The organism is Acetobacterium sp. KB-1 (assembly GCF_003260995.1).
Classification (GTDB): Bacteria; Bacillota; Clostridia; order Eubacteriales; family Eubacteriaceae; genus Acetobacterium; species Acetobacterium carbinolicum.
Genome location: NZ_CP030040.1, coordinates 803,349 through 824,360, shown reverse-complemented (window position 1 = coordinate 824,360; position 21,012 = coordinate 803,349). Strand labels below are relative to the sequence as shown.

Annotated in this window: 19 protein-coding genes; all 19 read left to right on the top strand. The window is 41.2% G+C overall.

The window, feature by feature from the left end:
* Position 1: 1 nt before the first annotated feature.
* Complete coding sequence (locus DOZ58_RS03840) at positions 2 to 583, top strand: ANTAR domain-containing response regulator (RefSeq protein ID WP_111887095.1); 582 nt, start codon at positions 2 to 4, stop codon at positions 581 to 583.
* Positions 580 to 2,058, top strand: coding sequence for a histidine kinase N-terminal domain-containing protein (locus DOZ58_RS03835; RefSeq protein ID WP_111887094.1), 1,479 nt, complete (start codon positions 580 to 582; stop codon positions 2,056 to 2,058). The genes DOZ58_RS03840 and DOZ58_RS03835 overlap by 4 nt, the downstream gene beginning before the upstream one ends.
* 299 nt (positions 2,059 to 2,357) lie before the next feature.
* The gene (locus tag DOZ58_RS19230) at positions 2,358 to 2,945 is read left to right on the top strand and encodes an ethanolamine ammonia-lyase reactivating factor EutA (RefSeq protein WP_371414191.1); all 588 of its coding nucleotides are present in this window, start codon (positions 2,358 to 2,360) and stop codon (positions 2,943 to 2,945) included.
* A 5-nt stretch (positions 2,946 to 2,950) separates the two neighbouring features.
* Positions 2,951 to 3,835: an ethanolamine ammonia-lyase reactivating factor EutA gene (locus tag DOZ58_RS19225; RefSeq protein WP_371414190.1), complete on the top strand. Its 885-nt coding sequence runs from the start codon at positions 2,951 to 2,953 to the stop codon at positions 3,833 to 3,835.
* 229 nt (positions 3,836 to 4,064) lie between these two features.
* The gene (gene eutB, locus DOZ58_RS03825) at positions 4,065 to 5,432 is read left to right on the top strand and encodes an ethanolamine ammonia-lyase subunit EutB (protein WP_111887093.1); all 1,368 of its coding nucleotides are present in this window, start codon (positions 4,065 to 4,067) and stop codon (positions 5,430 to 5,432) included.
* An 18-nt stretch (positions 5,433 to 5,450) separates the two neighbouring features.
* Entirely contained in the window at positions 5,451 to 6,353 is a 903-nt protein-coding gene (gene eutC / locus DOZ58_RS03820) for an ethanolamine ammonia-lyase subunit EutC (protein ID WP_111887092.1), read from the top strand.
* Positions 6,354 to 6,374: 21 nt separating this feature from the next.
* Positions 6,375 to 7,031 carry an ethanolamine utilization microcompartment protein EutL gene (gene eutL, locus DOZ58_RS03815; protein WP_111887091.1) on the top strand — a complete coding sequence of 219 codons (657 nt, stop codon included), beginning with the start codon at positions 6,375 to 6,377 and terminating at the stop codon, positions 7,029 to 7,031.
* A gap of 4 nt (positions 7,032 to 7,035) precedes the next feature.
* Positions 7,036 to 7,623, top strand: a complete 588-nt coding sequence (locus DOZ58_RS03810; protein WP_111887090.1) for a BMC domain-containing protein — start codon at positions 7,036 to 7,038, stop codon at positions 7,621 to 7,623.
* Between the two features lie 3 nt (positions 7,624 to 7,626).
* The gene (locus DOZ58_RS03805) at positions 7,627 to 9,132 is read left to right on the top strand and encodes an acetaldehyde dehydrogenase (acetylating) (RefSeq protein ID WP_111887089.1); all 1,506 of its coding nucleotides are present in this window, start codon (positions 7,627 to 7,629) and stop codon (positions 9,130 to 9,132) included.
* 21 nt (positions 9,133 to 9,153) lie between these two features.
* Complete coding sequence (gene eutM, locus DOZ58_RS03800) at positions 9,154 to 9,447, top strand: ethanolamine utilization microcompartment protein EutM (protein ID WP_111887088.1); 294 nt, start codon at positions 9,154 to 9,156, stop codon at positions 9,445 to 9,447.
* Positions 9,448 to 9,515: 68 nt separating this feature from the next.
* Positions 9,516 to 10,280 carry a cobalamin adenosyltransferase gene (locus tag DOZ58_RS03795; protein ID WP_111887087.1) on the top strand — a complete coding sequence of 255 codons (765 nt, stop codon included), beginning with the start codon at positions 9,516 to 9,518 and terminating at the stop codon, positions 10,278 to 10,280.
* Between the two features lie 93 nt (positions 10,281 to 10,373).
* Positions 10,374 to 11,015 carry a phosphate propanoyltransferase gene (gene pduL, locus DOZ58_RS03790; RefSeq protein WP_111887086.1) on the top strand — a complete coding sequence of 214 codons (642 nt, stop codon included), beginning with the start codon at positions 10,374 to 10,376 and terminating at the stop codon, positions 11,013 to 11,015.
* A 51-nt stretch (positions 11,016 to 11,066) separates the two neighbouring features.
* On the top strand, positions 11,067 to 11,753 hold the full coding sequence (locus DOZ58_RS03785) for a hypothetical protein (RefSeq protein ID WP_111887085.1): 687 nt from the start codon (positions 11,067 to 11,069) through the stop codon (positions 11,751 to 11,753).
* 65 nt (positions 11,754 to 11,818) lie between these two features.
* Positions 11,819 to 12,829, top strand: a complete 1,011-nt coding sequence (locus DOZ58_RS03780) for a DMT family transporter (RefSeq protein WP_111887084.1) — start codon at positions 11,819 to 11,821, stop codon at positions 12,827 to 12,829.
* A gap of 64 nt (positions 12,830 to 12,893) precedes the next feature.
* On the top strand, positions 12,894 to 13,175 hold the full coding sequence (locus DOZ58_RS03775) for a DNA-binding protein (protein WP_111887083.1): 282 nt from the start codon (positions 12,894 to 12,896) through the stop codon (positions 13,173 to 13,175).
* A 198-nt stretch (positions 13,176 to 13,373) separates the two neighbouring features.
* On the top strand, positions 13,374 to 14,765 hold the full coding sequence (locus tag DOZ58_RS03770) for an APC family permease (protein ID WP_111887082.1): 1,392 nt from the start codon (positions 13,374 to 13,376) through the stop codon (positions 14,763 to 14,765).
* Positions 14,766 to 15,080: 315 nt separating this feature from the next.
* On the top strand, positions 15,081 to 16,451 hold the full coding sequence (locus tag DOZ58_RS03765) for a sodium:proton antiporter (RefSeq protein ID WP_111887081.1): 1,371 nt from the start codon (positions 15,081 to 15,083) through the stop codon (positions 16,449 to 16,451).
* Between the two features lie 209 nt (positions 16,452 to 16,660).
* Positions 16,661 to 19,651, top strand: a complete 2,991-nt coding sequence (locus DOZ58_RS03760) for a methyl-accepting chemotaxis protein (RefSeq protein WP_111887080.1) — start codon at positions 16,661 to 16,663, stop codon at positions 19,649 to 19,651.
* A 318-nt stretch (positions 19,652 to 19,969) separates the two neighbouring features.
* Positions 19,970 to 20,959, top strand: coding sequence for a guanosine polyphosphate pyrophosphohydrolase (locus DOZ58_RS03755; RefSeq protein ID WP_111887079.1), 990 nt, complete (start codon positions 19,970 to 19,972; stop codon positions 20,957 to 20,959).
* Positions 20,960 to 21,012: the final 53 nt, after the last annotated feature.

Here is a 21,012-nt window from a genome sequence, read left to right as displayed (position 1 = left end):
TATGAGAATTATCGTTGTCGAAGATGAACCGGTAACCCGGATGGATATTCGGTGTATACTTGAAGATGCCGGATTTGAAGTTCTGGGTGAAGGGAAGGATGGTTTTGATGCCATCAATTTATGCACAAGCTATCATCCGGATATGGTGCTGATGGATATTAATATGCCTAATTTAGATGGCGTCAGTGCTGCCAAGATAATTCGCAGAGATAAACTGTGTAAGTGCGTCGTTTTTCTGACCGCATATTCCGACGATATATTTATTGAGGGCGCTAAAAAAAGCGGCGTATTTGGTTATGTTGTCAAACCGATCGATGAGAAGAGTTTGCTGCCGACAATAAAAATCGCCTATGCAAAATCACTTGAGTCCGAAAAAAATGAGCAAAAATTAAATGACATTACCAAAAGACTGGAAGATCGCAAAATGATTGAGAAGGCAAAAGGATTTTTAATGCAATCCGGAGGCCTCGATGAGGACAGCGCCTATAAAAAACTCAGATCACTGAGTATGGAAAAAGGCTACTCACTCCGGGTTATCAGCGAAACGATACTGTTACAGGCACAAAAAGGCGAAAAGAAATGAAGTATAAATGCGACCGCGAATTTATTATAAAACAATGTAAAGAGTTTACGCTGTTAAACAATGATGAAATCGAAGCGATAATTGACGTGGCTAAAATTCTACCATATTTTAACGAAGGATTTGACGGGGAGTCGTTTATTGATATAAAGGTACACGATAAAGATCTGGCGGTAGTGGTTGCTGAATCATATAAAAAAAAGAAATCAATATATGTTGACTCGTATTTAGGCGATATTATTTACCGTGAGAATGAACCGGCAGTATTTCGTTCATTTGATCTGGGAGTAACCACAAAAGATATCATTGGTATGAGTTTTGACCGTAACAAAAAGAAGATATGGACAAAACAAACAGTTGTGCCGATCATGCACAATAATAATGTCGTGGCCACATTAATACTTGAGAAAATACTGGATTTAAGATTGACCGTGGTGCCAGGGGCGCCATTACAGCGATCCCCGGAAAACGAAAAAATCGAGGAGCTATGGAGTTCGATTTTCGGTAAAAGCAATGAAAATGAAGCCTTGCAATTGCGCGAGGGTATTTTAATATTCGACGAAACCGGTCATTTAAAATATTTTAATCAACGGGCAGTTAAGATGTATCAGGAACTGGGGTTTAAATCCATTGAAAATCAACATTTTGATAACCTGAACTACACAACAAAGAATTTTGACGATGTTCTATCGAATATCGAAGGGACCTTTAGCAATAATGATGACAACCGTATCATTATTGAAAAAAGTTATGACGGAAAGGTGGCAATCGGCGATAAATTTTATCGCATTCACATCATTATCCGGATGAAAAAGACGGTTGATGTGATTGTGTTTATTGATGATATTACAGAAATGAGAAAATATGAAAAAGAAGTGAACAGTTATTTGGTGAGTTCACATGAAATTCATCACCGCATTAAAAACAATCTGCAAACGGTGGCTTCTTTACTGCGGTTGCAAAGTCGAAATGCTAAGGATCCAGAGGTAAAAACCATCTTAAGTGACAGCATCAACCGGATCATGAGTATTGCGGTCACCCACGAACTTTTAGAAAAAAAGTCAAATAATCTGGTTTCGGTTCAAGAAATGCTTGACAAAATAAAACAAAACATGATATCATTCGTCGCAACAGCTAATAAAGAAATTGAAATATCGGTTAAAGGTGCTGACTTTTTTGTTGACAGTGAAAAATCGACAGTTATTGCTTTGATTGTAAACGAACTGATTCAAAACTCGCTGAAGTACGCATTTCCCAATGGGGGTGTCGGTCACATCGAAGTGACAACTGCAAGTGATGGAAAAATCAAGATGATTGAAGTAAAGGATAACGGAATCGGTTACAAATCTGGAGAGAAAAAAAGAAGTGGTCTGGGTCTCAACATCGTTAAGGCTTATGTTTATGAAAAACTGCTGGGCAAATTAATTATTGAAACCGGAGATGAAGGTACCACAACTTCATTTGCCTTCAAATTATAAATTAATATTATAAATTGCGATGAAGCAATTATTTTAGGCGACGTAGCTTAAAGTTAGTTAGTTTGAATATCTAAAGCAGGTATTCAAATTTTAAGCTACTTTTTTTACTCAGACTGTTTAAGAAATCGAATAGCAAAATTTGACAAAAAAATAAACATTGCATTGCAAAGACGTAATGTAAAAAAGCGACGCAGCTTAAGGGATAAATATCAACTAATTGATGTTTATAATTTAAGCTGCGTCTTTTTTTTCAATGTTAGCGACATGGAAAATCATACTGGATCAAGAGGGAGAAATACATGGAAAACTTTAAAAGACAGGAAATTCTCAGTGTCGGAATAGATATCGGTACTTCAACCACACAGTTGGTTTTTACAAAAATTCTGCTGGAAAACATGGCATCAAGTTTCAATATCGCCCGGATAGAAATTATTGGCAAGCGGATCGTGTACCGCAGTGAAATTTATTTCACGCCTTTGACATCGAATGATCGCATTGATATGAATGAAGTCATGAAAATCATCGACAGCGAGTTTGCCAGGGCCGGAATTGCGAAAAAGGATATCGATATCGGCGCGGTTATTATTACCGGAGAAACCGCCAGACGGGCGAATGCCAGTGAAGTGTTACACAAACTGAGCGGTTATGCCGGAGACTTTGTGGTAGCAACGGCAGGACCGGTTTTAGAAAGCATCATTTCTGGTAAAGGCGCAGGTTCAGACAAGATTTCCAAAGAACACAACAACGTCGTCGCAAACATTGATATCGGCGGAGGAACCTCGAATGTGGTTGTTTTTGATCACGGGGAGACAGTCAGCACCGGGTGTCTGAGTCAGCACCGGGTGTCTGAGTCAGCACCGGGTGTCTGGATATTGGCGGTCGTTTAGTCAAGATGGATAAGCAGGGAAAGATAATCTACATCAATGAAAAAATAAAAAAAATCATTAAAAACGAAAAACTCGATATTGCATTGGGTCAGACTGCCAACGAAAACAGCTTGACAAAATTAGCGAAAATAATGGTTCATCAGCTTGAAACCGTTGTCGGAATTACGCCCCAGGATCACTACTACGATATGATGCTCACGATTGAAGATATGGTAATCAAGAACCCCATCAACTATTTAACATTTTCCGGCGGCGTCGCAGACATCGTCTACCACTACGATGAAAAAGAGGATGTTTTTAAATACCAGGATATGGGAATAATTTTGGGACGAGAAATCCGTCGTTCGGATTTATTCACCAAATTAAAGGTGATGAATGCCGAAGAAACCATTCGCGCTACCGTTGTCGGAGCGGGGTCACATACTACCGATATCAGCGGCAGTACGGTAACATACGATAAGTCAGCCTTACCCATTAAAAACATTCCGATTGTGAAAATACCATTTACGGATAAAAACAGTATCAGTGAAATAGCAGATGAGGTAGCAAAACGCATTGAATGGTTTAAACTGGAAGATGAATTTCAGATGGTTGCGATTGCTTTTGAAGGCATCAATTCACCTTCTTTCAAGGACATAGTAGCCTGTGCCGAACAATTGATCAACGGTTTGGAGGCGTTGATCAGGCATAATTATCCGATTATCGTCGTTTCCGAAAAAGACATTGCAAAAGTGCTGGGACAGACGATTAAGCGGCTGTTGAATAATGATCATCACGTGATCTGCATTGACGCTGTGACCGTCAGCGACGGAGATTACATCGATATTGGCAATCCCATTGCCGGCGGGATGGTATTACCGGTTGTTGTAAAAACATTGATTTTTAAATAGGGGACACAGGAATTTCCAAAGACATCAAGGCCTCTTTTGCAGGATGAGCAAATTGGCGGATGTGACTAATCCGATTATTCAAATTAGTCGCGACAGTTTAGTCAAAGGTTGAACTAATCAAAGTAGCGGTTAGTGGAAACAATAACCGGCACTTTGATTAGTTAACTAAAAGCTAAACAAAGTATTGATTGTCATATGTATGATAATCCAAAAAATAAGGAGTGAAAGTATGAAATTAAAAACCGTATTGTTTGGAAGAACCTACCAATTCAAAAATGTTAATGAAGTCCAGGCGAAAGCAAGTGAACAGAAATCCGGGGATCAGCTGGCAGGTTTAGCTGCAACTTCAACTGAAGAAAGAGCAGCAGCAAAAATAGTGCTGGCAGATATGTTGTTATCTGATATTCGCAATAATCCGGCAGTTCCCTATGAACTTGATGATGTTACCCGAGTCATTCAGGATCAGGTTAATGAAGCCGTGTATAAAGAAATTAAAAACTGGACCGTCGGAAATCTTCGGGACTTTATGATGTTGTACACTTCAACCGGTCCGATTATTCAAAGAATTGCAACCGGATTGACAGCAGAAATGGTTGCCGCCGTTACAAAAATCATGTCAAATATGGATCTGATTTATGCCGCGAAAAAAATCGATAATGTTGCTACCTGTGTCACCACCATCGGACAACGTGGTATTGCCGCAAATCGTGCCTTACCGAATCATCAGACCGATGATATTGACGGCATTTTTGCAGAACTCTATGAAGCGCTTGCCTATGGTGTAGGGGATGCGATGCTTGGCTTGAATCCGGTTCAGGATACCGTGGAATCAACAACTTTCCTACTTCAGAAACTATATGATTTCCGAATGAAATGGGAAATACCGACCCAAAACTGTGTACTTGCTCATATTACAACGCAGATGGCCGCCCTTCGTAAAGGCGCACCGTTAGATATGATTTTTCAATCCATTGCCGGAACCCAAAAGGCCAACGAATCATTTGGTGTAACCACCACCATGCTTGATGATGCTTATGATCTGGGAAAACGCGAATGTATTTCCGGTGGGAAAAACATCATGTACTTCGAAACCGGGGAAGGTTCAGAACTATCCTGCGACGCCCATCTGGGAGTTGATATGCTTACCCTGGAAGCCCGCACCTATGGTTATGCCAAACGCTATGATCCTTTTTATGTTATGTCGGTAGTCGGATTCATCGGACCGGAATATATTTATGACTCCGTTCAACAATTACGAGCCGGTCTGGAAGAGCATTTTATGGGAACGTTATCACTATTCCCAATGGGTGTAGATGTCTGTTACACCAACCATATGCCGGCCAGTCAAAATGATTCCGAAAACCTTGCATTATTACTGGCTCACGCTGGGATGCCAGCCTTTGTAACCGCACCAATGGGTGACGACATCATGCTTAACTATCAATTATTGGGAAATCACGACTGGCAAACACTGTTGGAATTATCGGGAATGAAACGAGTACCTGAATTTGAAAAATGGCTGCAAAAAATGGAGATTCTCGACCAATACGGTATGTTTACCGAAAAAGCCGGCGATGCTTCAATATTCTTAAAATAAAAAGAAGGGGTGATATAAATGATAAATGAAGCTATTTTAAAAGATACGATTCGCGACATTATTAAAAATGTTATTCAAGAAGAATTAAGCGAAGCAGGAACCGGTTCTGTAAAGAACCAGGTAATTAAGTCTGCCACGGCAGGCAGCATTGATGATGGTTTTGTCGAAGATGTGACTGTGGCAACCATGCAGGAAACATTCTTTATTCCCAATCCATACGATCGCGATGGATATATGAAAATGAAAGAATTTACGTCCGGTCGATTAGGTATTTGGAGAGCCGGTCCAAGATCTTTAACCAAAGCCTATATGAGATTTTTAGCCGATCACTCGGCAGCTCAGAATGCGGTATGGTCAGATGTTGACGTAACCCTGGTCGAAGACCTCGGATTCATCAAACTTTCTACAATTGCTGCGGATAAAGCAGAATACATCAAAAACCCTAACACCGGAAAAAAACTGACCGATGAAGCGGTAGAAACCGTCAAAAAAAATACCGTTAAGAATCTCAATGTGCAGATTGTTTTTGTCGATGGATTAAGCTCACGGGCCATTGAAAAAAATGCCGCAGATTTTCTTCCCGCTCTACAGCAGGGACTGGACTCACTGGGAATCACATACTCAACACCGTTCTTTGTCACCAATGGCCGGGTTGCCATCGGCGATGAAATCGGCGAAATAACAGATGCTGACGTAATTGCCGTATTCTGTGGCGAAAGACCAGGATTAAACTCAACCGGGTCTATGGGAGCATATATTACCTATAAACCAACAGTTGGTATGGAAGAGGCCAGAAGAACGGTCATTTCCAACATTCATGAACTGGGAACCGCACCGGTTGAAGCAGGTGCTCAAATAGCTGAGCTTTGTCAGACCATGCTCAAGAATAAAATGTCTGGTGTGGATTTAAAATTAGTATAAATTGGATAGGAGGATTAATTAGTGTTAGGAGAAATTATACGCGCTAATGTTGTGTGCCAGAATATTATTCCAAATGTCAGTGAAGATTTAGCTAAGGCGCTTAATCTTAAACCGCATCAACGCAGCCTGGGCCTGATTACAGGTTCCATCGATGATGTTACATTTATCGCTCTTGATGAGGCCACAAAAGCTGCTGATGTAGAAGTGGTATATGGGGAATGTATGTTCTCGGCATTTGTCGGAATTTTTACAACCTTTGCCGGGGAAGCATTTGGTATATTGGCCGGCGAAAATCCGGCTGAGGTAAAGAGCGGCCTGGATGCATGTGCTCATTATATCGAAAACGGAGCATATTTCGTCAATGCCAATGAAAAAGGTGAATCTATTTATTTAGCTCACTGTATATCAAGTACCGGCAGCTATTTATCGGAAACTGCGGAGATACCAGCCGGAATGCCGTTGGCTTATTGTATTGCCCCACCAATTGAGGCAATGTACGGTATTGATGCCGCACTAAAAGCAGCGGATGTAAAAATTTGCAAGACATTTCTACCGCCGACAGCGACATCAAACTTTTCCGGTGCCTTGATGAGCGGTTCACAATCGGCATGCAAAGCGGCCTGCGACGCGTTTGCCCAAGCGGTTCAATACATTGCCAATAACCCGATAGTAGGTTAAAATAATGACTTCCGTCGGTATAATTGATACAGTCGGTTTTGTGGGAGCTGTGAATGCCTTGGATACATGTCTTAAAACCGCTGATGTTGAATTTGTAAGGTTTGATAAAATGTCAGGCGGCATTGTATCCATCATCATCACAGGGGATGTAGCAGCTGTATCGGCCAGCGTTGCCGCAGGGGTAGAAGCGGCAAATCTGGCAGGGAAATGCAGAAAACATACCATCATTGCAAGACTAGACGATCAGACCAAAAAAATGCTCTGCCACAGTAATTCATCCGGGCATGAAGTTGTCAACAACGCTGCACCTACGAAAATTACTGTAATGGAAAATCAGGAAGAGCAATGTAGTGTAGTAGAGAAGTTAATTGGTGAAGACGCGATCACTGAAGATAAATCGTCAACATCCGTGTCGAATGATAAAGAGTATAATTACTCGGAAGAATCCCTGAATCTGATGACCGTTTCCAGGTTAAGAAAATTAGCCCGTGATATAAACATTAAAGGCATCAGCAGAGAAAAAATCAAAAGATCCCGTAAATTTGATCTGATCGCAAATATTTTAAATGAATTAAAAGAAAAGGAGGAATAAACTGTGCAGTTAGTAGACAAAGATTTGTTATCAATTCAAGAAACCCGCCAGTTGCTGAAAAATGCAAAGACGGCACAGACAAAACTTGCCCAAATGAGTCAGGCAGAAATTGATTTCATTTGTGCAGCGATCAAAGACGCGGCCATGCAAAACCTCGAAAAACTGGCGAAATTAGCAAATGAAGAGACTGGATTTGGTGTGGCCGAAGATAAAGTGATTAAAAACTATTTTGCTTCACAAGTCGTATACGACAGTATCAAAGACATGAAAACAGTTGGCATTGTCAGCAGCGATGAAATCAAAAAAATCTATGAAGTGGCTGTGCCAGTAGGCGTCGTGGCAGGATTAATTCCATCGACGAATCCGACATCGACAGTAATTTATAAGGCGCTGATTTCCATAAAAGCCGGGAATTCAATTGTTTTCTCACCCCATCCAACGGCTAAAAATTGTATCATCGAGACAGTGAGAGTGATTAAAGAGGCGGCTATCGCTGCCGGCATGCCTAAAGACTGTATTGGGTGCGCAACGATTATAACTCTGGAAGGGACCAATGAGTTATTAAAGAATATAGACACCAGTTTGATTCTGGCAACCGGTGGTGAGGCAATGGTAAAAGCTGCTTATTCATCTGGAAATCCTGCAATTGGTGTCGGACCTGGAAATGGCCCGGCATTTATCGAAAAAAGTGCGGACATTCCCCATGCCATCAAACAGATCATCGATTCTAAAACCTTCGATAACGGCGTTATCTGTGCATCAGAGCAGTCCATTATCATTGAAAAAGAATCTGAACAGGAAGTTCTGAGAGAACTCAAAAAACAGGGCTGTTATATGCTGACATCAGCGGAGAAAAAACTTCTGGAAAAAATAATGCTGACACCCAAGATGACAATGAATCCTAAAATTGTCGGTAAAACAGCTTTATATATTGCTGAAATGGCTGGGATCAAAGTTCCGGCAAACACAAAAGTTCTGATTGGGCAGGAAACCATGGTTGGACACAACATCCCATTTTCAAGAGAAAAGCTTTGCCCGATCTTAGCTTTTTACATTGAAGACACCTGGCCAAAAGCCTGTGACAGAGCAATTGAGATTTTGACGAAAGAGGGTGCCGGTCATACCATGATCATCCACTCGAAAAATGAAGAAATTATCAGAGAATTTGCGTTAAGGAAACCCGTCAGTCGATTATTGGTCAATACCGCCGGAGCATTAGGCGGCGTGGGAGCGACAACCAATTTACTGCCGGCCTTTACCCTGGGATGCGGTGCAGTGGGCGGAAGTGCGACATCCGATAACATCTCGCCGTTGAACTTACTCAATTTGCGACGCGTCGCCTATGGGGTCAAAGAACTGGCTGAAATACGAAACAGTATTGAATGCGCTAAAAGCAATTCAGTCGAAAAAACAGTAAGCGAAACGGAACTGAATCGAGCAGTTGAGAATAAACTCGAAGGTATTACCGATTTAATTTTAGAAAAACTTAGAAATCAATTAAATATTTAATTTTACTTGGAGGTAAATAAAATGGCAAACACAAATGCATTGGGAATGATTGAAACACGTGGTTTAGTAGCAGCGATTGAAGCGGCAGACGCAATGGTAAAAGCAGCAAACGTTACATTAATCGGAAAAGAACAAATTGGCAGCGGACTGGTAACCGTCATGGTCAGAGGCGATGTTGGTGCAGTAAAAGCTGCAACAGATGCCGGTGCTGCCGCAGCCGAAAGAGTTGGCGATTTAGTTTCAGTACATGTTATACCTCGTCCGCATGCGGATGTTAATGAAATGTTGCCACAGGAAAAAGGTTCCAATAACTAGGTCGATTATTCAGTTGATTTAAGTGATATGGGTTTCATATCACTTAAATTTATTAAGGAAGTGAACCAATGAATTTAATAACTGAAGATGGCATAAAAAAAATAATTAAAAGCGGCGAATCGATCACCGATAGTGAATTGCGACTTCCCCTTAAGTCAATGTTAACCCCATCGGCAAAGTCGGTCCTAGCAGATCATAAATTAAAGCTGGTGTTAATCGATGATGACATCGAAAAAAACCTAACTACCAGCGTAATGGAAAATGCCGGAGTAATGGCAGCAAAGAAAATTGGCAAGTTCAACTTAGAAAGTGGCGGTTTTTTAGACGAAAAGCCTGAGCACATGACTCAGCTTTACGGGAATCTTCTTGTCGGCAAGGATCATAAACGGATTAAACTCAGAGGCGAAGTCGATGTGTTAATGGGTGAAATCATGAAAGTTCAGATTCGCGCCAATGAACTCCAATTGACTGACCTGGTTTCGGATTTGCAGGAAGTCTTTGACTATATCGGTGAATTATCAAGATCAGAAGTTTTAAACGAAGCACTTGACACCAGTAAGATATTAGGGTTTAATCAACAGGAAATCCGCGATATGTCACATAATCCTAAAAAATACTTTGGTCGTGAACACTTATTTAATATTACATATAAGCTGGGAGAAATTCCAATTCTGCTCAATTCCCTTCGGGCGTTGATCAGAAAGACAGAAATCGCCTGTTATGAAGGGTTTAAGCTGGCAGATGGCACGGTGGGAAGAATCGACCTGATCCAGGGATATAACCGTTTATCCTCGGTTATGTATATTATTATTTTTAAGCATTTAGATCATTAATAGGTAATTGCGAAATTTAAAAGAATAGAACTATATTTGCTTTGATGTCAGTTTTCACAATTACCTAAGATAATTAATACTGAAAGGCGAGAGATGAGCGATCAAATAGAAAAAATCGTTGATATTATTTTTGAAAGAATCTATACCAGATTAAAAAAATCAGGCTATATTGAGATTGAAGCCTCAGGACGCCATGTGCATTTGTCTAGGGTCGTAATCGATAAACTCTTTGGCAAAGATTATCAGCTGACCAATATCAAGACGTTGTCACAACCCGGTCAATTCGTCGCCAAAGAACGGGTGATCCTTATCGGCCCGAAAGGCCAGCTCCAAAATGTTGTGGTATTAGGTCCGGAAAGAGAAAAAGTTCAGATTGAAGTTTCAAAAACAGATGCTAAGGTCCTGGGTGTTAATGCACCGGTTCATGAAAGTGGCAAATTAATGGGAACAGCGCCTATCGAAATCAGTGCGAACGGAAAAACAGTATATCTCAACGAAGGGGTACTGGTGGCGGAAAGACATATTCACATGTCATCGGAAGATGCTAAAAATTTATCAGTAAAAGATGGTGATCGCGTGAACATTGAGGTGAATACCGATCGTCCGATGATTTTTAAGAATGTGAATCTCCGGGTTTCCAATAAGTTCGACACCTATATGCATATCGATTATGATGAAGCAAATGCCTGTAACCTGGGGAGAAGAACATTAGGCTTAATTGTAAAAGCAGAGTAGCAATAAACAGACCTCAGATGTTTTACAATTAGCTTAGAAAGGAGTGAGTAAATGAACCTTGAACTGATAACCAACGAAGTGTTTAATCGTATAATTGAAAAAATTAATCAGCATCAAACAGAAATTGAAGCGATTCCGGGAAAAAAGCTTCTGCAATGCGATGACATGGCAATGGCAATCCCCGGATATGAAGCAGTAATGTTAGATACACTTAAAGATAAAAATGATTTTCTGGGATATGAATTTTTGGTTATAAGTAAACTAACAGTCGATGAAATGTCCGCTTCGGTCAATGGCGTTGCCATTAATGATAAAACTAGAGCATTACGCCAGTTTTTATTAACCGGGAAAGATGTTTATGTCCTCGAAGAAGGTCTTGAATACCGGATGTACAAAGCAATTGCAAATCCGGTCTTTTACAATGTATTCAGAGATCATGAAAAGCAATTGGAATTGTGCGGCGTTCGCATTATGAGCAGTGTGGCCCTGGAAAGCATGCTCATTTCCGAGGAAAAGGCAGTATTGCCGAAAACTGAGAAAAAAGAGACCCGGGCAGAGCCGACTATTGTCAATGGACTAACCACGGTCAAATACAGTACAGTGAAAAAATTAATCAACTATGAACTGGCAAAAAAGCTTGCGGCAGAACCAAACATCGTTTTAAAAATCGGGACATTGGTGACGCCCTATGCAAACGATGTGTTTAAAGAAAGCAACACAACCATTACCTTTATTTAACCAGATCAAAACCCTTAAAAAATAGCTCAAAATGATTATAATAAAAAAGAAACAGGAGAATTTCAATGAATGAAAATGTCAAAGGCCGGTTGCACAGAAAAAATCTTAAGTATGCTAAATACGGTATTGCATGGGCAGTAACGGCAGGATTAACCTATGGTGTGGGACCCACATTTCAAACATTTGCAATGGGAGAGGAACCATTTGCTACGTTAGCATTAATGAGTTTGATGTTAATACCAATGATTATGGCGGCAATGCAAGATGGTATAGCAGCAATTCTTGTTTTTCTAAAAAATGCACAGGCAGGCAAACATCGCGAGTATCTTAGAATTGCCTCAACAAAGCCGGGACGATTTATTATGCTGGCAGCATTCTTTGGCGGACCATTGGCACTTGGCAGCTATATGGCAGCGGTTACCTTGTGTGGACCGGTGTATTCCCTTATTTTCACGGCCATGTTACCCGCCTTTGGGGCACTGGCTTCACGATTGTTTTTAAAAGAACACATAAGCGGACGAGCCTGGGTGGGAATTGGTTTAGCTGTTGCAGGCGCAATTACCGTAGGCTGGATTCCACCATCAGGGGAAGCTTATCCCCACTTTTATATAGGTGTAATATTTGCATTGGTATGTGCAACTGGTTGGGCATTAGAAATGGTTGTTGCAACGGCAGGAATGGATTTTGTTGATCCGGAAATTGCAATTGGGTTCCGTTTTGTTATTTCAGGATTACTGTCATTTTTAGCTATTCCAATTGTTTCAGGGTTGGGACTCGTTTCTTTTGGGTACTTCTTTGAATCAATAACATCATTATCAGCGGTATGGATGATTGGTGCAGCTATATTTGCGGGAGGCAGTTACTATTTTTACTATCGGGCAGGAAATGCTGCTGGGGCGGCCCGGTCGATGGCAATTAATCCAATCATGACAATTAGTGCTACTGTTTTAGGTGTTGTTATTTTTGGTGCGACATTGCAGATTAATTTCTTTGTTGGTTTAGTTATCTTATTAGTTGGTTGTGTACTGGTAGTTGGGAAACCATCAGAGTTAATTTCGTTAAGAGATATTACGTAGATAGAAACATTCTCAAACTATACTACAATTATATTATTTAAAAATAGAAAGCAGGAGTTGAATTATGAAAGCGCCAGTAAGATTTTATATGATCAATTTATTGATTAAGAATAAAGAGGGAATGACTCCCCAAGAATTTCATACACAATTGAAACCCATATATGGAAATGAAAAACAATGTAACGAGACGGCCATTGACGATCATTTGATGTCGATGAAAGGTGTTGGTTTGGTGGAAGTTAAAAATGCGGTAGAAGACAAAGATAATAACCTGGTTGTTACTTATGCGATTACTGAATACGGCGCTACCCGGGCACAGAAATACATACCGGAATTTTTAATTTAAACACCTGATCATAAACTTTAAAGCAACATAATTATAGCAAAATGCTAATCAAAAATTGTCCCGCTTTATGTTAGCGACAATTTTAGATTGGTGTTTTGCTACCTTTTTAATCATTTTTCTGATCGACACTCAAAAATACGTAAATTAAAGGATTAAAATGAATAAATATCAATCAATAATGCTACAGAAAGGTAAAATATGAATACAAATAAAATTAGTTGGAAGCAAGGTTTGGTTATCGCATTAGGTGTGCCAATGTTAATTCTTCCCAATATCGGCTATTTTGCAGGTTACGTTGGCGTATTTTCAATCATTGTTTGGATGCTTTCAATCTCCCAGGGTTTTCTTCAAAACCTCGCCTATGGAGACTTTGCGCTGATGTACCCCGAGGCCCGGGGCTTGCCGGGTTATGTTCAGGCAATTTTTAAAGGGAAAAATTCCGAAGACTATGATATCAACAAATTTATTGGCGGATTTAGCGCATGGGGTTATTGGATGGCCTGGAATCCCGTTTTAGCAATATTTTCACTTCTGATCGGAACATATTTACATGGCATGATACCGGCTCTGGGCGGTTTTTCTGAAAAAGCGATTTCACTGGTGGCCGGAGCCGTTATATTTACAGTCTTAATCGGTATTAACAGAAAAGGTTTATCCGGAGGTGCCATGATTGGGAATATTCTAGCAGTGGTTGCATTGATCCCACTCGTCGTTCTTTCGATCGTACCCATTGTAACGGGACAGTTTCAGTTAAGCAACATTACCGCTGTGAGCTTATTTCCGGAAACATGGAGCTGGAATATTTCACACATCCTGATATTGCTGGGAATAATGGCAATGGCTCAGTGGAGTGCCTGCGCCTGGGAAACCGCAGCAGTCTATGCTCCGGATTATGAAAAACCCAAGAAAGATTTACCGAAAGCCTTATTCTTCTGTGGACTGATCTGTCTGGTAACCTTCGTGCTGGTCCAAACTGCTTGTGTTGGGACACTGGGAATACAGGGAATTATCGAAGAGCCTTATTCACCAATGCTTTTAATGGCAAAGATGTCGTTTGGCAGCGCAGGTGTATTTGTAACTGTCATTATGCTCATGGCATCGATGATTTTAATCATTCAGACAGCCTTGCTTGGTTCAGCCCAGGCGATGCAGTCAATGGCGGTGGAAGGTAATTTGCCGAAAGTATTGACAGAAACAAATAAATACGGGGTACCTGTCAAGGCCATGATTTCAATTGCTATTTTGAATTTTGTTTTGATTTTTATTGGAACCCCATCGGCGATTGTCGCCGGCTCGGCGATGGGCTATGTTATCGCCAATGGCATCACCCTTTTTGCTTATTTTAAAGCCAAAGGAGACCAAAAAATACTTGCGCCAAAATGGTGGAAATATGTCGGACTTGGTTTTTGTATGTTGAATATTCCCTTATATCTGGCAGGGATTTTCTATATCAATAAATTGGATTATGGTATCGCCCCGGCTTTAATTGGGGTTCTCGTACTTTTCCTTTTTGTTCCTTTCTGGCTTTATGCAAAGAAAGAAAATGCAGATAAAAAAGTGGTGCGGGAAGTTGATATAAAAACAAATTAATAATCGCCCCCACCCACGAACCGAAACAAGCGTATTGATTTTAAGCAACCGTCATTTCACTCCTGTAGGGGCGGGTATTACCCGCCCGTAACGTAAAAAGGCCACACCAATGCCTGCACCACAAACAAACCCGGGCAGGCGAATAATGATGCCAAATCGATTTTTCATTTAAACCGGTTAACAAAAAAAGTATTGACAGTCAATTGCGAGACAAATGAATGAAGGCATACATCCATAGGCAGTTCCGGTTTATGGAGATAGCAGTCTGAAATTTGTTTCGCAATTTTCTGTTAAAAAGTACAAAATGGAGAAAATATGTTTAATTTTGATGAATTATTGATCCTTTTTAGCGGACTGCTTCTTTTAGTGGTTGTGTTTAGTTTTATAAATGAAAAAACAATAAAGCTTCCCTATGAAATTGGTCTGGTCGTTTTTGGATTTGCATTTACCGTGATGGTCATCTGCGGTCGAACCATGAATGTCGTACAGATCCCCGAAGAATTTTATAATCTGTACCGCGAATTTAATTTCAACGATTTTTTATTTCATGGGGTTTTATGTTTCATGCTCTTTAGCGGGGCATCAAGAATTAAATTCAGTGATTTTAGTAAAGATAAATACTTAATCGGTAGCATGGCCATTGCTTCAACCATTGTCTCAACCATGATTTACGGGTTGCTCTTATGGGGATTGGGATTTATTATTCATGTGAACATCAGTTTGCTTAAGGCCCTTATTCTGGGTTCAATCGTCGCACCCACCGATCCCATTTCAGCCATGAGCATTCTGGCAAAAGCCGGGCTGTCCAAACGGCTGGGATTGATCATTGAAGGAGAAGCCTTGTTTAATGATGGTGTTGCAGTGGCTATTTTTGCCACCCTCATCAGTATCCTTAAACACACCTCTGGAGATATTTCAATTATAAGTTTTATCATAGAGCTGTCAGCCGAAGTTCTGGGTGCGGCCCTGATAGGATTCGTCATATCATTTCTTTTCTTTGAAATTTTCAAACGCTCAAAAGACCCCTACATTAAAATTTTCTCAAGCATATTAACCGTGATGATTGCGTATCTTATCTGTAATTATCTGGGCTTTTCCGGACCCATTGCAGCAGTGATCTGCGGGTTGTATTATGCAACCGGCATTTCCAGAATTCAAAAACAAAACCGTTGCGAGTTAATCCATGAAGTGCGGGAATTATTCTATTCATTTTGGTCAGTGATTGATAGTCTCTTAAACGGAATGCTGTTTCTCTTAGTTGGTTTATTATTTATCAGTATCAGAAACTTTAACACACTACCGATCACCATGATCATCATCATCGGATCAGGCGCCATTTTTTTTAATACCGTATCAAGAATGGCCGGAGTATCCACGGCATTGCTCTTTACCAGGAATCTGCCCGATGGTATGAAAAGAATGAAATTAGCTGCCTTTTTGACATGGGGCGGGTTAAAAGGCGGTTTATGCTTAGCCCTGATTATGGGAACAAACAATGTTTTATCATCACAAATCTATAACCTGTTCTTAGTTTCAACCTATGCCATTGTACTATTTACCACAGTATTTCAGGGTCTGACCGTGGGGAAGGCATATAAAATGCTAAATAATAAAAAGGAATTCAGGTTAGCGGATAAATCTCTCAAAAAACCATTATTTGCCACCGCAGACCGGGCAGACAGGTGATTTCCAAAATGAATCTTCACAACAAACAAACATAAACGGGCGATTAATAATCGCCCCTACGAACCGGAACAAGCATATGATTTTAAGAAAACGTCAATGTAATCCCGTAGGGGCGGGTATTACCTGCCCGCAACCTAAATAGCCACACCAACTCATGCATTACAAACAAACGTCAAATTCACAACAATAATTTATAGACGGAGACTGAAATGAATAAGTTTAACAGAAAGTCAATTGGAAATAAAGTAACATCATTAGTATTAGCATTTGTTGCAATGGCGTTACTATTAATCGGAATAACGGTTATTACTCTCAGCATTTATACTGAGAATAAACAAATAGAAGAACGCATGAACCTGCAACTCGACAGTACAATTAACCAAGTTGAACAAACCCTGGGTAACCACAGCGATGTTGTCCGCAGTTTGGGAAAGACCATTGGTGTAACCGGAAATCAAATGACAACCGAGGCGTATAGTGATCTTATCACCCAGTACATTGGCCTCAACGATGATACATATGGTGCTGGTGTCTGGTATGAATACAACTGCTATCGGACCGAGCAAAAATATTTTGGCCCATATGCATACCGGGATGGTGCGAACATTACCTTTGATGCAGCACTATTCAGCACCGAAGAATATGACTATCCTAATCAGGAATGGTATGTGAATGGCAAATCAGCCAATGGTGAAATTGCCTGGTCGGCGCCATTTAAAGATGAAACCCTGGGAATTTCCATGGTAACCGCTACTTCCGCATTTTACGACAGTGGCAGAAAATTACAGGGGACAGTCACCGGCGATATTGATTTAAGCAGTCTGCAGAAGCTTGTCAGTGAAATCAAAGTCGGTGAAACCGGCCGGGCCTTCCTCGTGGATCAAACCGGCCTTTACATTGCCGATCAGGATACTTCCAAAAGTATGCGTGTCAATCTTCTTGACGACACCGACGAAAGCCTTTCATCACTAGGAGAACGCATTATCAGCGGTGAAACCGGAAGCGGCGTTTTTACGGATAGTGCCGGAAAAAACAATATCTATTATGCACCCATTCCCGCAACCGGTTGGACACTGGCCATCATGGAACCCCAAAGCGAACTGAACAAACCGATTATGATGCTGATTTATCAGCTCGTTGGATTGTTTTTGCTGACCCTTCTTATCCTAAGCATTATCCTAATGAAATTGATTAAAAGCATGGTCAATCCCATCGTTTTAATTACCGAGCTCTTTCGTAAAGCGGAAATTGGAGATTTTGATAATGAAATTACCAATGACATCATCAAGCGTCAGGATGAGCTGGGCATGCTTGGTTTATCCTTCAAAAAATTATCAGAAAACATCCAGGAAAATATAATGACACTTGAACAGATCTCCTTGGGAAATCTCAACGTTCAGGTGGACGTGAAATCAGATAAGGATGTTCAATCCAGGAGTTTAATCAAAGTTGTGGAAAATCTGAAAAATCTGGAAACCGAGGTGGAGATGCTTACCCAATCAGCCGCCGATGGCCATTTATCGATCCGCGGCGATGCCGGCAAATTCCAGGGCAAGTACCGGGATATTGTGGTTGGCGTCAATAACATGTTAAATACCGTGGTCGAGCCCCTGAATACATCGGCAGACTACGTCAATAAAATCAGTCGCGGGAATATACCCGAAAAAATCATCGCCACCTATCATGGCGACTTTAATACCATTAAAGAAAACCTGAATTCCTGTATCGACAATATCAATGCCCTGGTGTCCGATGCCGAAATGCTGGCCCGGGCAGCTACCGACGGCCAACTGGAAATAAAGGCAGACGCTACCCGCCACAGCGGCGATTTCCGTAAAATCATCGCGGGCTTTAACAATACCTTGAGCGCCCTGTTGGTACCCATCAATGAGGGTCGCCAGGTGATGAATAAAATGGCTGTCAATGATTACACTATTTCCATGACCGGCGCCTATAAAGGCAATATGGCCGAGTTTGCCGAGGAAATCAACCGGGTTCATGCCAATCTGCTCAATGTTTCGGATGCCTTTGTCGATATTTCCCAAGGCGATGCCAGTCGGCTTAACGACTTTGTTGCCATTGGCAAGCGTTCCGCTAACGATAAGCTGATCCCATCGATCATTGCCACCCTGACCACCATTGACAATCTGATTGCAGAATCCCGAAATCTGGCTCAGGCCGGGATTAACGGTAAACTGGAAATCCGCAGTGATGCGACAAAATTCGCCGGCGGGTATCGGGATATCGTCGCGGGCTTCAACCAGACCCTGGATTCCATCGAACAGCCTATCAATGAGGCTGTCATCGTACTTGAACAGATGGCCACCGGTAATCTGACCCAATTCATGAAGGGCGATTATCAGGGCAGTTATATGATCATCAAAAACTCGCTGAATGATACCATCCGGTCATTTAATGAGATTATCGGCAATATCAATAATGCCGCCGATGAGGTCGCTTCCGGATCCAAACAGGTATCCTTCGGCAGTCAGGCCTTGGCTCAGGGCGCCACCGAGCAGGCCAGTTCCATGGAAGAACTCAATGCTTCCATCACCGAAGTTGCCGTTCAAACCAGAGATAACGCCCAAAATGCCGACCAGGCCAATCAGCTGACCCGTATCGCCCGGCAAAATGTCGAAAACGGCAACACCCAGATGCAGCAGATGCTTAGGTCAATGGAAGAAATCAATGCCGCCTCGGCTAAGATTTCGAACATCATCAAGGTCATCGATGATATCGCCTTCCAGACCAATATCCTGGCCTTGAATGCAGCGGTGGAAGCCGCCCGGGCAGGACAGCAGGGCAAGGGCTTTGCAGTGGTGGCCGAAGAGGTCCGAACTCTGGCGGGACGCAGTGCCGAAGCTGCCAAAGAAACCACCGAACTGATTGGAGGTTCCATTACCAAGGTTTCCGAGGGAACTGTCATTGCCAACAACACCGCTGAATCGCTCACAGAAATTCTAGACGGGGTTACTAGGGTTGCCGTACTGGTTAGTAAAATTGACACCGCTTCCAACGAGCAAAACACTTCCATCAACCAGATCAACATCGGTATCGATCGGATATCGCAGGTCGTTCAGACCAACTCAGCCACCGCCGAAGAAAGCGCCGCCGCCAGTGAAGAACTTTACAGCCAGTCGGAAATGCTTAAAAACATGGTCAGTAAATTCGAATTAACCAAGACAAAATTAGAGGAGTGACTATTGATGCTAAGATCGTCCTAGGACAATGGTAAATTAGAGACGATACTTGTTGTTATACTGGTGATACTGAATCAATATGCCGCCGTTGGAATAATCTTTGCAGCAAAATTACTGATGTGATATGATAGAATTGATAAAGATCCATCATTTGCAGAATATTATCTTATTGGAATCCTGTTAAGTTTACTGATAGCAATTAGTACAGTGTTAAGCATTTAACCAGAATAAGCGGCGTAAATTTTCCGGAGTATTACAAGATGCTCTGATGGGGAAATTGCATAACCATCAGTATAACTTGGAAAGGAAGCACTAACTGTGAAAAAATTAAATGATTACTTATACTCAGGCGATACCGTTCTTAAGATTTTACAGCGATATTCAGAGGATTTAAAACAGTCAGCGAAAGAAACGAATAATCAGATTGATCTGTTGCATTGTAATTTTCTGCTTCAAATTGCGGAACTTTTGCAGCACAACGATTTCCTGACTTCGCAGTCTCAGCGGATTCGGGAATTCTATAAACTGATGGCAAATGAATATCCTTTTCTTCCATTTACTTTTAAGGGCCGAATTAAATCCCTGATCCGCGCGGAAGCAAAATTTAACGGATATATTGTGGAATACATTTACGAATATTATATCAAACACGGCAATTACCCTTCGCTTCCGAAGCTAAAGAACGCAATAAATTGTTTTCGGGATCTAATTGCTTACAGGATTGTGATTTCGCTTCCAAAATGTCATCTGAAAGAAGGGGAGATTCGTGCGGATGAAGAAATAAAATATCTCTATGATGTAGCCAACCAGTTGCCTGGTTTTCTGGAGGAACGCGGATTTACCGCAGAGCTGTCGTCATTAAAAGATCAGAAAAAATCGCCCTTGTTAAAAGAGAACATCAGCCCGTATTATCGGGATTATATTGCTAATTCAGAGCCTAATGGCTATCGCTCACTGCATATAACATTTTATGATAACATTGCCCGTTGCTATGTGGAAGTACAACTTCGGACAAAAGAAATGGACGATTTTGCTGAGATTGGTCCTGCTAATCATTTAGGTTACGAAAAACGGCAAGAAAGTGAAAGAGCCAGGCGCGATGCAATTCCCAAAGGGGAAAATATTTATTTTGATGATGCCTATGAAAGAGGGATTCTCCTACAGCAACTTGAATTATCAAAATTAGACGTGAATATGTTTTCAGCAATGGATAATTCCCTGATCAACGATGGCTGTGGCCTCTACCGCGGAAGACTGATCCTTCCGTATGAGCATCTGTCAAGATTCCAGTATGATCTTGTTGATTAGTATTTTTTTAGAATAAAATGCAATTATTAAAAAAGTCTTCATAGTGTTTTTCT